The 13,868-nt window shown below is 49.9% G+C and carries 8 protein-coding genes; 2 read left to right on the top strand and 6 right to left on the bottom strand.

Going from position 1 to position 13,868, the window contains the following annotated elements; all coding sequences use genetic code 11:
* Positions 1–7: 7 nt before the first annotated feature.
* Together BP71_RS00750 and BP71_RS00745 are read right to left on the bottom strand one after the other, a co-directional pair.
* Positions 8–3,118 carry a SusC/RagA family TonB-linked outer membrane protein gene (locus tag BP71_RS00750; protein ID WP_496375561.1) on the bottom strand — a complete coding sequence of 1,037 codons (3,111 nt, stop codon included), beginning with the start codon at positions 3,116–3,118 and terminating at the stop codon, positions 8–10.
* 164 nt (positions 3,119–3,282) lie between these two features.
* Complete coding sequence (locus tag BP71_RS00745; protein WP_496375559.1) at positions 3,283–6,009, bottom strand: GH92 family glycosyl hydrolase; 2,727 nt, start codon at positions 6,007–6,009, stop codon at positions 3,283–3,285.
* A gap of 210 nt (positions 6,010–6,219) precedes the next feature.
* Between BP71_RS00745 and BP71_RS00740 the strand changes: the two genes are divergently transcribed.
* Positions 6,220–6,756 (top strand): hypothetical protein, encoded by a 537-nt coding sequence (locus BP71_RS00740; protein ID WP_496375557.1) that lies wholly within the window; start codon positions 6,220–6,222, stop codon positions 6,754–6,756.
* Between the two features lie 190 nt (positions 6,757–6,946).
* Here BP71_RS00740 and BP71_RS00735 read toward each other — a convergent pair whose 3' ends face one another.
* From BP71_RS00735 to BP71_RS00720, 4 genes are all read right to left on the bottom strand, one after another.
* A complete protein-coding gene (locus tag BP71_RS00735) occupies positions 6,947–7,381 on the bottom strand; it encodes a nuclear transport factor 2 family protein (protein ID WP_496375555.1) in 435 nt (144 codons plus the stop codon).
* A gap of 62 nt (positions 7,382–7,443) precedes the next feature.
* The gene (locus tag BP71_RS00730) at positions 7,444–8,430 is read right to left on the bottom strand and encodes a type I glyceraldehyde-3-phosphate dehydrogenase (RefSeq protein WP_496375553.1); all 987 of its coding nucleotides are present in this window, start codon (positions 8,428–8,430) and stop codon (positions 7,444–7,446) included.
* Positions 8,431–8,484: 54 nt separating this feature from the next.
* Positions 8,485–9,057 carry a TetR/AcrR family transcriptional regulator gene (locus tag BP71_RS00725; protein ID WP_496375551.1) on the bottom strand — a complete coding sequence of 191 codons (573 nt, stop codon included), beginning with the start codon at positions 9,055–9,057 and terminating at the stop codon, positions 8,485–8,487.
* Between the two features lie 90 nt (positions 9,058–9,147).
* Positions 9,148–10,341: a hypothetical protein gene (locus tag BP71_RS00720; protein WP_496375549.1), complete on the bottom strand. Its 1,194-nt coding sequence runs from the start codon at positions 10,339–10,341 to the stop codon at positions 9,148–9,150.
* A gap of 290 nt (positions 10,342–10,631) precedes the next feature.
* On the opposite strand from BP71_RS00720, the gene BP71_RS00715 reads away from it, so the two are divergent.
* The gene (locus BP71_RS00715) at positions 10,632–13,799 is read left to right on the top strand and encodes a lantibiotic dehydratase (protein ID WP_496375547.1); all 3,168 of its coding nucleotides are present in this window, start codon (positions 10,632–10,634) and stop codon (positions 13,797–13,799) included.
* Positions 13,800–13,868: the final 69 nt, after the last annotated feature.

Genomic DNA, 13,868 nt, shown 5'->3' with positions numbered 1-13,868 from the left:
GTGGTCATTAGAGTCCGATGTTTATTCCAACTAAAAAGGTCCTGGTTTGCGGATAATTGCCATCGTCCACACCCACTACATTCGTCGAGGAGCCGTAAGCATTTCCCTCGGGATTATAGCCGCTGTAATTGGTGAGCGTCCACAGGTTCGCGGCGCTTATGTACAGCTTTAAGCGACTCAGCCTCATCTTGTCCAGCACGTCTTTGGGTAGATTGTAGCCCAGGCTCAGGCTCTTCAAACGGAGATAGGAGGCATTCTCGACAAACCGCGAGGAGAAAATGTTATCGTTGGCCGTAGCCAGCGGACGGGCGTATTCATTGCTGGGGTCAGTCGGTCTCCAGCGTTTTTCGTAAGCTTCGAGCAGTACATTCTGCTGCCCGTTCACATTTTGCAGGTTCAGCAGGTTCATATTCACCATTTTGTTGCCCTGCGATCCCTGGAAGAAGAAATTCAGTTCAAAATTCTGGTAGCTGAGGGTGTTATTGAGCCCCCAGTAAAACTTGGGCTGCGCCGAACCGATGATCGTCCGGTCCAGGTCGTTGATCACGCCGTCGGGTTTGCCATCCGGCCCGCCGATATCGCGGTATTTCCGGTCGCCGGCAGCAGGGCTTTGTCCGGCAATGGCAGGACTGCTCTTCGCCTCGTCATCGGATTGATAGATCCCGTCGAACACGTAACCGTAGAATGAGCCGAGCGGCTGCCCTTCGCGCAGGATATTGCCACCGCCGAGGAGCACGTCGCCTCCACCTGCCAGATTGGTGATCCTGTTACGGTTGAGCGAAACATTCAGCGAAGTGTTCCAATTGAATTTACCTTCGAAATTGATCGTGCTCAGTTCAATATCCACCCCCTTATTTTCCACATTACCTACATTGAGCAGGGTGTTCTGAAAGCCGGTGGTAACCGGAATAGGCGTCAGCAGCAACAGATCGGATGTTTTTTTGTGATACAGTTCGGTCGTCAGCGAAACGCGTCCTTTCAGTACCGATAAATCTATCCCGAGATTCATCTGGCGCGTGGTTTCCCATTTCAGGTCTTCGTTGGGATACGACAACGGCTCCCGCCCGTAAATGATCGACGGATCGCCGCTTCCATTATTGAAAACTCCTTCACCAAACCGTGTGATAAGCGCCAGGGAACCGTAAGGCGGAATGGCCTGGTTACCCGTAACGCCGTAACTTCCGCGCAGTTTGAGGTTGCTGATCACATTGCTCCCTTTCAGGAAATCCTCTTCCGACACACGCCAGGCCAGGGCTGTGGACGGGAAAAAGCCATATTTGTTGCCTTTCGCAAACTTGGAAGAACCATCGGCCCGGCCCGAAACCGTGATCAGGTATTTATCTGCCAGGGAATAGTTGATGCGCGCCAGGTAAGACATCAGGCTCCATTGCGTTTCTCCGTTAACCGGCGGCTGCGGGTTCTGGCCGGCCGAGAGGTTATGATAGCCGGAGCGCGGATCAGGGAAGTCGAACACCAGCAGCTGTACCGATTCGTTTTTGAATTTTTGTACTTCAAATCCAGCCAGTGCACTCAAACTCCCATTCCCTACTGCCTTGTCGAAGTTCAGCGTATTGGTACTGAGCCAGGTAAATGCCTGTAACGCCCCGCTGCTCGCTTCACCCAGACTGTTCTCGGTGCGTTTCAGACCATAGGGGCCAAATGTGTTGGATTTGGTATTCAACGCATCCATTCCGAAACTGGACCTGAAATTCAGGCTTTTAGCGAGCTTGATCTGCGCAAATACATTACCCAGAAACCGCGAAGTACCTGTATTGGCCTGATATTCCCGAGCCTCCGCTACCGGGTTTGCAATGCCTGTTTTCAGGTAATGCTCATAAGTGTAGCCCAACGCCTGGCTGGGATCATAAACCGTGGCAATCGGATTGAACTGCATCGCACCCGATATCACGCCGGGTACGATCTGGCCTGGCCCGGTGAGTACGCCATCCGACGAAAGCCGGTTATAAGAAAGATTGGCTCCGACCGAGAGGTATCTGTTCACCTCCGTTTCGAGATTCGTCCGCAACGAATAGCGTTTGAAATTAGACCCGATCACAATGCCGTCCTGCGTAAAATAACCGCCCGAAAGCGCATATTTTGTTTTGGCACTTCCCCCGTTCACCGATAACTGAAAGTTGGCTATGGGTGCCGGCCGCAGCAATTCTTTTTGCCAGTCGGTCCCTTTTCCGAGCGTTCCGGGGTTCACATAAACGGGGTTCCGCCCGGCATTGATATTCGCCTCATTCACCAGATTGGCAAACTGATCTGCCCGCAGCAGCTTCAACGTATGAGATGCCTCCTGGGTACCGTAATAGCTTTCAAAATTGATGCTTCCGGTATTGTTTTTCCCTTTTTTGGTTGTAATCAGTACTACTCCGTTAGCCCCTCTCGAACCATAAATCGCTGTGGCGGAAGCATCTTTCAGTATTTCAATGGATTCGATATCGCCGGGATTGATCGTCGACAACGCGCCGATCCTGGGCCCGCGCCCTCCAACCGACATTTCACCTCCGTCGCTGTTGATGAGCATGCCGTCGATCACATACAAAGGCTCGCTGCTTGCATTCACCGAGCTCGTTCCCCGGATCCTGATATTGGTTTCCCCACCCGGCGCGCCGGTCGACTGCACTACCTGTACACCCGCCGCACGCCCCTGAAGCGCCTGATCGAAGGTGGTGACAGGCACCGCTTTCAACTCCTCCGACTTCACCGACACAACCGAGCCTGTCATATCCGATTTCTTCATCGAACCATACCCAATCACGACTACCTCATCCAGCGCTTTTTCCGAGGTATTGAGTTGGATCGTAAAGTTCGATTGGCTGCCTACCACCACCTCTCGGCTCTGATAGCCTATAAATGAAAACACCAGCACCGCGTCATCGCCCGGCACAGAGAGCGAAAACTCCCCGTTCACATTGGTAATCGTTCCCTGTGTAGTGTTTTTGACCGTAATGCTTACGCCCGGAAGGTACTCGCCATTGGCGGCGCTAACCTTTCCGGTAACCGTTTTATCAAGGTCGGCAACCGCCGGATCCTTGGCGCCGGCACGCCCGTGTGTACACAGGAGGGTGACGAGGCAAAAGATCAGTTTTAAATGACGTACTACTCTTTGCATATGATTGGGTTTGAAGGTTAAAGGATGGGAAGCGGATTAAGAGAAGGAATTAATATGTATGAACATATGAACAAACAAATATGCGCAATATTTCACACATTCAAAATTTTACAGGTATTTATTTTAGTATTTTTTAGACTATTCCAATGTTCACAGACAGGTCATCACTTTACTCCCCATTGGGTGTTGGGCCGGGCGCCCATGTTCAGTCTCAGTACCCCTCCCTTTGCAAAATCGCTATGCCTGAACCAGTAGGTATGCAAGGGCTTTTCGTTGAGGCTTGCGCTTTGGATGTACATGTTTTGGGCTGAATTGTTACGGGTGATGATCGTAAATTTTTTCCCGGTGTAATACCTCGGATTCAGCTCGATTTCAATGCGATCGAACACCGGGCTTGTTATTTCGTAAGTGGGTTCACGATCTACATTCCCTTTCAGGCTGAACAAGCCGAGCGACATCAGCGAGCTGGTCGCACCCATTTGGCCCTGGTCTTCGTCGTGGCCGCCGTATCCCAGATCCGGCGTAACGCCTCCGTAGGCTTTTTCCTGCACTTTCCTTACCCAATATTGACTCAGCCAGGGCTTACCGCCATGGTTGAACACATGCGCGTCGGAGCAGCCTGGCTGGTTGGCGTAACTGATATAACCGTCGTTGTAAGCGAATACAAAATCGGAGGGTTCAGCTTTGGTAAATGCAAAATTCAGCTTATTGCAAAGCACCTCATTGCCACCCATGAGCCTGGCCAGGCCCGGGATGTCCTGCGACCCGGCCCAGGTGGCCTGCCACGCATTGGCTTCGATCCAGCCGCTTCCCGACAATGGATCGTCGTGCAGGAATTCTCCTTTTGCCGATTTGGGGAACAGCAGGTTATGTTTTGGGTTAAAAAGTGCCTTCCAGCCTTTTGACCTGGTGCTGAAAAACTGATAATCTTCCGTCTTGCCCAGCTTCCAGGCCACTTCCGACAACGCATAATCTTGAAATGCAGCCTCCAGGGTAATCCCGGCATTACCGGGCCAATAGCCATTTCGGGTATAAAATTCGATATCTGCCGAGTCCCCGAGCATTCCGCCTGGGAGCATATTCTGCTTCATAACCCGGTAGGCGTCCTCAACCGGTGTTTTGGTGAGCAAGCCTTTCTGAATCGTGGAGGCGATCAGGTTTACGGCCGGGCAGCTCGTCATAATGTAGGAATAGCCTCCGCCGGACGGCCCGCGCGGCAACAGGTAGCCGTTTTTCGCATATTCCACCATCGAGGCCGACATTTCGTCCATCACTTCCGGCCAGGCCAGGCCCCAGAGTACGTTCAGGTTCCACTGGGTGAGCCACCACGCATCGGAAGTATACATATCAAAGCGGTTGGCGCCGGTTTCGGTTTTCGGGACACGGCGGATTTTCAGGTTGGCTTCCGTGAAGTTGCCTACCCTTTTTCCGGTAGTGCGGTCGGGATAATCGCCGGAAATGTCGGTGATCTTATGCCGGCCCAGCAACACGTGCCATAAATCGGTATAGAACTTGGTTTTCTGATCTTTACTACCGCCGGTAACCTTTATTTTACCAAGATCGTCATTCCAAGTCCGCAGGCTTTCGTCCTTCACCTGATCAAAATCCCAGCTTGTGCATTCATTAGCGAGGTTATTGCGGGCATTTTCAACACTGGTAAACGATACCGCGATTTTCATCCGGACCTCCTCCCCGCCCCTCAGATTAAATATGGCAGAAACACCTGCGTGATCGCCACCCACCGTTTCTACATCTTTCAGCAGCTTTCCGTCCTGCCAGCCATTCAAGGCGGCAAAGGGCCTATCAAACTGGATCACAAAATATATTTTCACGTCGGTGGGACCGCCCCAGTATCGCTTAATGGTACTGAACGCCCCCTCGAACTCCCTGTCACCCGTCTTCTTCACGCTGGCGTCGGCCATTGTGCAATTGGACACGTAGCCACCCAGGTTGGTCAGGATATGGGCGGTTGTGGTTTGGGTATAAGTAAATTTGTAGAAGCTGACGCGTTCGGTTGCCGTATTTTCAACCCATATTTTGTCCTTTTCCAGAAAAAGGCGCTGGTATCCCGGATGAACGATCTCACCCGCGTGCGAAAATTTGGACTTCCATCCCTGTTGCCCCGCCCTGGGATCGGTTTTGTCCGTCGAAGGCATTATTTCAAGCCCGCCCACCATCCACTGATGAATTTGCTCAAAGCCCAGTATCTCAGTTTCATTGTAATTATAACCTCCGCCGTTCTGGTTTTTATTACGGGTAAGCGGAGCCGCCCCGACCATTCCGAAAGGCCTTTGTCCGGGAATGAAGAAGAAATACCGGCCGCGGTTGGTTTCAATGTATGGGTTGACCCAGGAAACAAAATCGGTGTTTTCGGTACTGAAAACTTCAACCTCCGAAAAACCAATATCGCGTCCCTTGCCGTCTGTGGTTACGAACTTGACCCAGGTCACCGTCTTTGTCCCAAATTTTACCTCCTTCGCCAGTCCGTCGTTGGGGATTTCATTGACCCAAATCACCGAGCCATCGCTGAAAAGCAGCTTGCCGCCGGCAATATGGTCTTTGAGATTGGGGCGATCGTAGAGAACAACCTTATTGATCTTCGCGGGGGCTTTCCAGGTCAGCTGTACCCAGGGGAAACGTACGTACCCCCAATCGGTGGTGTCGCCCTCGCAGGCCCACTCGCCCGCTCCGTCGACGGCTATAAGTCCGTCCGCTATATTTTGCGACGACGTTTTCGCATTCAGCGTACTCGACGCCGTGATTTCGGCTTTGGAAGCAATGTTGTAGGGTGACGCATGAGCGATAGCGGGCAAATAAGCAAAAACTGACAACACAAATACGAATATCCTGCGGCAGTACATATTAAAAAGGGTTAGTGTTTTTATGTTCATATGTTTGAACATATCAAAACTAACTAAATATTGATAAAACAAAAAATTTTCTGCTTTAATGTAAATTTTTTAGGCGCCGACATTCCGGCATGTGACCAATTTACTTGTACTTCTATTCCATTACTTATGTCATTACCCATGTCTCCGATCGATTACTAATGAATAATATCAGGTTTATAACCACGTTAAGTCGAAGGGCAAACATGACTTATGCGTATCGTACTCCTTCTCTTCATCTTATCTGCGGTGGAAACCATCGCGCAACCCTTATACACGCCGCTACGGGCCGGTGTGACCTTCGAAGCCTGGGGTATTGCGCCAGTCGCTATGATTTCGGCCGAAGCACCCATTCTTTACCAGAAGAAAAGTTTTTGGAATATTCAGGCCGGTATCGGCAAGACAGGCAAGCCTCCCCTTTTTGTTCCGTCTCTGGCTTCGGCACTAACTTATAATGTGATCCTGAACCCCTATCACAGGAATCTATGCAACCCCACCCCGGGTTACAGCGCTTTTGAATGCTATCTGGAAGTCGGTTCCGGCTTTACGTTGCTGCAAGCTTCATACGGTGGCCTTCCACATAAGCTGAAAAAAGAAGAGAAAAATCTCGCAGCTGCTGCGCTGCTGGGTTTGCGGTTTCACCTCGTGAAGGAACGGTGGATATATCTGTTTAAAATTCGGCTTGTCCCTTTTCTGGACAGCAAATTTTCGCCTTGGGGTGGTTGCCAGATCGGCCTGGGGTGGCGCTAAGCAAGGGTCGTTGCCCATGCGGGCTAAACAGCTCATTCGATGCTACATTACATGCTGCAGACAGGGATCGCTGATCGTCGCCCGAATACTGGCTGCTGTTTCTCACAAGGTTATTCGCGATAGCATAGCCCAGCCCGGTCCTGCTACGGCCGGTAGGTATTATCCGGGCTGGTGATATTCAAAAAGGTAATTACCCGATGGGGTTCGCATCCAAAGATAGTCTCCGGTCAGCAGCGTTTATGGGCAAATCGTTGATACTCGCAAATCTGCGTAACATTAGCCCCTGATCATCAAACTCCCAGTTCTCGTTGCCATATGCACGGTACCATTGACCGCCGGCATCATGGTATTCATACTCAAATCGAACCGCGATCCGGTTGCCGGTAAATGCCCAAAGCTCCTTTTTAAGTTTATAATCCAGTTCTTTACGCCATTTTGCAGTAAGGAATTGGACGACCTCATCGCGTCCGTTCACAAACTCCGAACGATTACGCCATTCGGTATCGATGGAGTAGGCCAGCGATACTCTTTCGGGATCCCGGCTATTCCAGGCATCTTCTGCTAATTGCACTTTCTGAAGCGCCGTTTCCAGCGTGAAAGGCGGCAAGGGAGGTTTTTGTTCCATAATGTCTATTAAAATCAGGTGGTTATACTTTAATTATCAACTCAAAAGTCGCCGTTCACCGGCTAAGCCAGTTCCTGTATCTGCCGTATCATCTGATTCGTAAAACCCCACTCATTGTCGTACCAGGCCATTACCTTCACCAGGTCCCCGTCCACTACCCGGGTCATTTCCAGGTCGACAACGGCGGCATACGGACTTTGTTTGATGTCGGTCGATACAAGTGGCTCGTCGGTAACCGATACGACTTTGTCATATCTCGGCGAGGCTGCCTCTTCGGTTAAAATGGCATTGATTTCCTCCGCACTGGTTGAACGTTCGGCAATAAACGTAATATCTGAAATGGAACCCACCGGAACGGGTACCCTCACCGCCACGCCATCAAACCTGCCTGCATATTGCGGCAACGCTTTCGTGGTAGCAATGGCGGCACCAGTCGCGGCCGGAGCCAGATTGATGCCGGCTGCCCTACCCATTCGCGGTTCTTTTTTCGATGGCGCGTCCACCAGGGCCTGTGAAGCGGTGTAAGCGTGTGTTGTATTCAAAATCGCCTTTTTAATACCAATCCTGCGTCCAAGGATCTCGATGATCGGACTGATATTATTAGTTGTACAACTTGCGCAAGAAAATATCGACACTTTTCCATCTTCCGTATTGACTCCGTGAACAATGGTAGGTGTATCCTTGGTCGGTCCGGAAATCACCACGAAACGCGCCCCTGCTTTTAAGTGTTTTTCGGCGTCGGCATAGTTTGTGAAAACACCGGTACTCTCGATCACCACATCCACATTCAGCTCTTTCCAGGGCAGTTCTTCAATGCTCCTGGTTGTGGTGTACTTTATTGACTTGTTATCTATGGAAATCAAATCTCCCTCAAAGCTTACTTTCTTGTCATATCTTCCGTAAACACTATCATACTTCAACAAGAAGGCAGCATTCTCGATACTCATCATATCGTTGATCCCTACCACTTCAAGGCCATCGGTTTCCATGATCACCTTCAAGGCCGCCCGGCCTATTCTCCCAAATCCATTAATTGCGATTCGTTTCATGTCAATTGAATTTAAATATACAGAACAGTCTGTCTACATTATTGTAAAAAAATATTAATTCTTAGCCAGCAGCATCTCAGCCATTTTTCTCGCATTTTTCACTGGCCAGGTATCCCGGTAGATCTTAGATTCCACAATAGCACCTTCAAACAAAAGATAGATCGAGTCACCAATAATATCAATATCCAGCTCATTGCTACCTTCCAGTGCTTTTTCAACGAAACCTTTCATATACTGCCTTAGCTTTGCTTTATGCTCAATTATCTCCCTGGACATCAACGGGCTGCCACTACCAACCTCCGATAACATATTAATGAACTTACAGCCCAGAAAATCATCTTTTTGCAAAGCGTACTCCAAGAAATCAAAACACGCGCAGAGCTTTTGAGCTGGCGCCTTCTTGCCACCTGTCCATTGATCCAGTCCCGAAAACCACTCCGTCCTGCCCTCTTTCAAATAAATAACCCCCAACTCGTCCTTTGATCCAAAGTGCTGATACAGGCTGGCCTTGGCCACATCGGCTTCCGCCAGGATCTGATTGATCCCGGTGTTATTATATCCCTGGCTATGAAACAACCTCGAAGCTGTTTCCAGAATCCGTTCCCTCGGCCCAACTTTCTTTGTCATATCCCAAAGGTAAAACAAACATACAATATAGACAAGTCTGTCTATGTATTTTTCTCGTTTTTTTCGGTACCCTGCGCTCTTAAGGCAAGTTCAAAGCAGCCAGATCATGTCGTTGAAGTTAACTTTGCCCGGATGCAAGGCCTTTACCAATGCACAGCCGATTCCGATCACCCCGCGACTAAATGCCAGGTTGTTTTGGGTGTCATGTGAGCCGTTGGTAGCCTTGTACCCGGCATACCCGTCGGAATGAAGATCAAACCGGAGGATTTGCGTATACCAGTAGCTGGCGGCGTTTGCCAATTCAGGATCGTTGGTAACTTGCCCGATGCGATCGAATATCACGCCTAGTCCGGCCGCACCATATCCCATGCTGGCATCCTGCACGCAGTTGACATGCTCCTGGTGGCGCATGGAACAAGTTTTCAGAATAGCCCGCCCTTCTTTTGACCAGCCGGCATTGCCAAATGCAGCACCGGCCCGTAGCAGCATGTAGCCGGTGTCGACACTGTTATAATACGACATCTGCCTGCCGTTGCAATGATTCCTGACAACGTCAACTGGAAGCTTTTCTTCCTTTAGCCGTTGCGTTTCGATATAGACGATGGCTTCCCGGGCAGTTACCTCCAGAACACCGGCGGGAGCCAGGCCCATTTCTATTGCCCTGCACAGAAAAAGCAATATTGCTGTGGAGCCAACTGGGAAGAAAAGACTGGTATTTTGATCGTTTTGTTTCAACCCTGACTCCCAGTAACAGCCCTGAGTCGTTTGAATTGCATTGCGTACAATGCCCTGGATCAGTTCTTCGATAATCGATTGGGCTACTTTCCTGTTGTAATAGCTTCGCTGAAGAAAATACAGGCCGTATCCCAGCGCTCCATGCGTGAATCCGCCCAAATTACCGGCGTACAATTCTGTACGCATCTTTTTCAGCAGTATGGCATCGACGTCACCCAAAAAGACGTTGGGATCCAGGTCCAGCACACCGACCTGGCAGAGATACTGCGAAACTGCGCCCAGGTCTGCAAAGTCTTGCGGATAGGCCTTTTGAGGGTCGCTGTCTATCATGTCACAGGCCTGATCGAATGCCTGCCTGGCTTCCTCCAGATATCGGCTTCGGCCGGAATGCACCGCATACAAATAAGTAAAGACGGACACACCGAGATACCCGCGGGAAAGGCCAAAACTACTCAGCTGTTGCTTGTGAATACTGACAACTTCATAGATTTCCTCGATTTTCGCCGCAGCGATCATAGCCGAAAGCCCCGATATTACTGATGATGTCATTATCGCTCTCATTTGGTTCTCCAGGCAAATGTGTATACGTCTCATCGTCGGATGACAACTTTTTAGACCAATTCTTTTTGTGCTTCGACGAATTGGGAAACAACTTTGGAGAGAGGGCATGATCGCCCGTTATTCGATCGCAGTATCAGGTTGGTCGAGGAAAGCAGAGCAATCATATAAATAGTTTGGGGATGGATAAACTGGTTGGCAAGTTTGATTGATTTCGGTCCGTGCGTCCCCTTTCGGATAGCGGCTAATTCTTATTTCCCACCATTTCAACCTACCTGCCCATGTCTATCGTGTCCCAAGGTTTTTTTGTGCTGAGGCGTCCCCGGTTGCCGTTGGATGTTCTTTATGGATTTAATGAGCGGGTTAACGGTGAACCCGAGTTGTTCGAGCAGGAACTTATCCGCTTTTTTTCGCAACCCGCCATGCTCGAAGCTATCTATGTAGCATCGCCGGAGCTATATGACTCCTTCACCGGCCTGATCGAAGGAAGGGTAAGGACAGGAGTACACAAGCTACTCAAAACATTATATAAATACCTCGTCAGAATGACCTCCCGCAGCACACCATACGGCCTGTTCGCCGGATGTGCAATAGGAGAACTGGGAAATGAAACCCGCATTGAATTTGACGAGACTCTCTCCTGCCGTGCGCATACAAGGCTAGACATGAATTACGTAGCCGAAATGGCGGAAGGACTTTTAACAAAAAGCGCCATTCGGAGTCGGCTGAAATTTTCTCTTAACACAAGCCTTTACCGGATTGGTAATACTTACCGGTACATCGAAAGTTCACTCCATAATAAAAGGAGGTTGTACGTGTTAGCCTCCGTGGATTGCACTACATATCTGGACCGCATCATTTCTGTTGCCAGGAGTGGCGCGACCATTAGCGAATTGGTAGGTAGCATCGTGTCCGAAGATATCGGCGGGGACGAGGCAGCCCAGTATGTCGATGCGATCATTAATGCGCAGATATTAGTTTCCGAACTGGCCGCCACAGTGACGGGGGAAGAATTTTTTTTCACTGTCGCTGCGAAACTGAAGGGTATTGAAGGAGCGGAGGAAGATCTACGCCAATTGAATAAGATTTCGGGTTTGTTGCAGTCCAAGGAGCCTGGTGTCAGCAAATACAAGAAAATCGAATCCGTAGTAGCGAGGCATTTTGTGTCGGCAGGCAGTAAGGATTTGATTCAGAGCGATATTTTTTTCCCAACCCTGTCGTGCACCATGAGCGAGCGGGTGATCGGGATTCTGACGAAAGAGTACCAAAACATATCGTTTTTGGGCCACCGGAATCCTCTCCCGGAAATGGACCAGTTCAAAAAGCGCTTTCTCGAAAGGTACGAGCAACGTGAAATGCCGTTGCTGGAAACACTGGATTGTGAAACCGGGATCGGTTATGGCGATGCAATGGCCGGAAGGATGGATAATCTTCCGCTATTGGACGAAATACAGCTACCGGAAGCTATGAAGACAAATGCCGTCGATATGTCAGCGCTTGCAACTTTCCGTGAAAAGCTCTGTCAACAAACAGTCACCGACGGAGCGATGTCCGTTTACCTCACAGACAGCATGCTGAATGAGTTGCGAAAAACGGTGAATGAAACCGCGCTCCCACCGGATAGCTTTTACCTGTTCGGCAATCTCATAGCAGGTTCACAGAAAGATCTGGATGACGGGAATTTCAAGTTTGCTTTCAATGCAATGGGAGGGCCTTCCGGCATGAAGCTGCTGGGACGGTTTTGTCATGGCCACAAAGAGCTCTGTAAGTGGGTAAAAAAGGCGGTCGGTGAGGAAGAACGGCTTCGGGAAGATGTGGTTTTTGCCGAAATAGCACACCTCCCCGAAGCCCGGGTAGGCAATGTGCTGATGCGGCCCCATTTGCGGAATTTCGAGATCCCCTACCTCGCCGGCTCGTCCATGCCCGAAGAAGACCGGATCTTGCCGGAGGACCTGATGGTTTCGGTATCGATGTCGGGCGAGGTCATACTCCGATCGAAACGGCTAAACAAGCGGGTGTTTCCGCGGCTCACCAATGCACATAACTTTGCGGGCGCGCTGCCGGTCTACCGTTTTCTCTGCGAGCTGGCATATGAGCATGATTACCAGTACCTGGGTTGGAACTGGGGGCACCTCTCATCGAATACGTTTCTGCCCCGCATCGAATACAAGCATTGGATCATTAGTCGCGCAACCTGGAATATCGAAAGGGAGCGGATTATCAGGCTTCTCGGCAAAGATGTACTCACAGCCAAAGAATGGCGTGTGGTAAGGGGTATTTACAATATCCCCCGGTTTGTACAGCTTCGTCAGGGCGACAGCGAATTTCTCATCGACGGAGACTCCGATTTTGCGGTGGAGATCCTCTGTGACTCACTCCGGAAGTATGACAGCCTAACCCTGACAGAGTTCCTTGATGGTGCAGAAAATGGAATTCTAGGAGAACCGGGAAAGCGTTATGCCAATGAAATTTTATTGCCGCTGTTGTCTCAGAAGGATTCGACGCCTGTACCACGAACTTTTGAACGGCAAGTGGATAGGGGCCAATCCAATACCATGAAACGGAACTTTATGGTCGGTAGCGAATGGCTGTATGTTAAGATCTACGCAGGGACCAGAACTGCAGACGGCCTGTTGACATCGCTGATCAAACCTTTGGCAGACCGCCTTCTCACCGAAGGCACTATCGAAAAATGGTTTTTTGTCCGCTACGAAGACCCCGACCACCATATCCGGCTCCGATTTTATAACGGTTGCTGCACATCATTCTGGCAGAAGGTCCTTACCGAGCTCCACACGCTGGTCGATCCGTTGCTCCTCAACGGTACGGTCCACAAAATGCAAGTCGATACCTACAAAAGGGAACTGGAGCGCTATGGGCATCATGCATTCGAAGAGTTCGAATCCATTTTTTTTGCAGATAGCCACACAACGGCGGGCATTCTGAGCATGCTGTCAGGAGACGAGGGAGAGCGCTACCGATGGCTGATAGGTTTGAGGGGAGTGGATATGCTCCTCAATGATCTGGATTTCAGGCTGGAAGACAAAAAGATGCTCATAGGGCATTTACAGGATCATTTCTTCCGGGAATTCCGGGGTGACACAGGACTGAACGTCCAGATGAACAACAGGTACCGCCTGCATACGGAAGAAATCCAGTCGTTTCTCGATCCCTCCCTGGATTCCTCAAACGGTATCGAAGACGCAATCAGGCTATTTGAAAAAAGGTCTGCCCGCATGAGGGTGTCCATGGCGAAGCTTTCCTTCTCAATGGAGATTTCACTGAATAACTTGGCTGGTAGTCTGATACATATGTTCCTGAACCGGCTGTTTATCTCCCAACAGCGCGAGCATGAGCTCGTTGTCCATCACTATTTAAAAAAGTATTATGACTCGAAGTTGGCGAGAAGGAATAAAACCTATACAGGTGGCATTCTACAGGAACAATGACTAATAATTATTAAATGATAATGCTCATATTTGTTGACAAAATGTAGCCGCATTTGGTTTTTTGACGTT

Source organism: Dyadobacter ginsengisoli DSM 21015 (assembly GCF_059568735.1).
The sequence above is the reverse complement of the archived record's forward strand: the minus strand, read 5'-3'. Positions and strand labels throughout refer to the sequence as shown.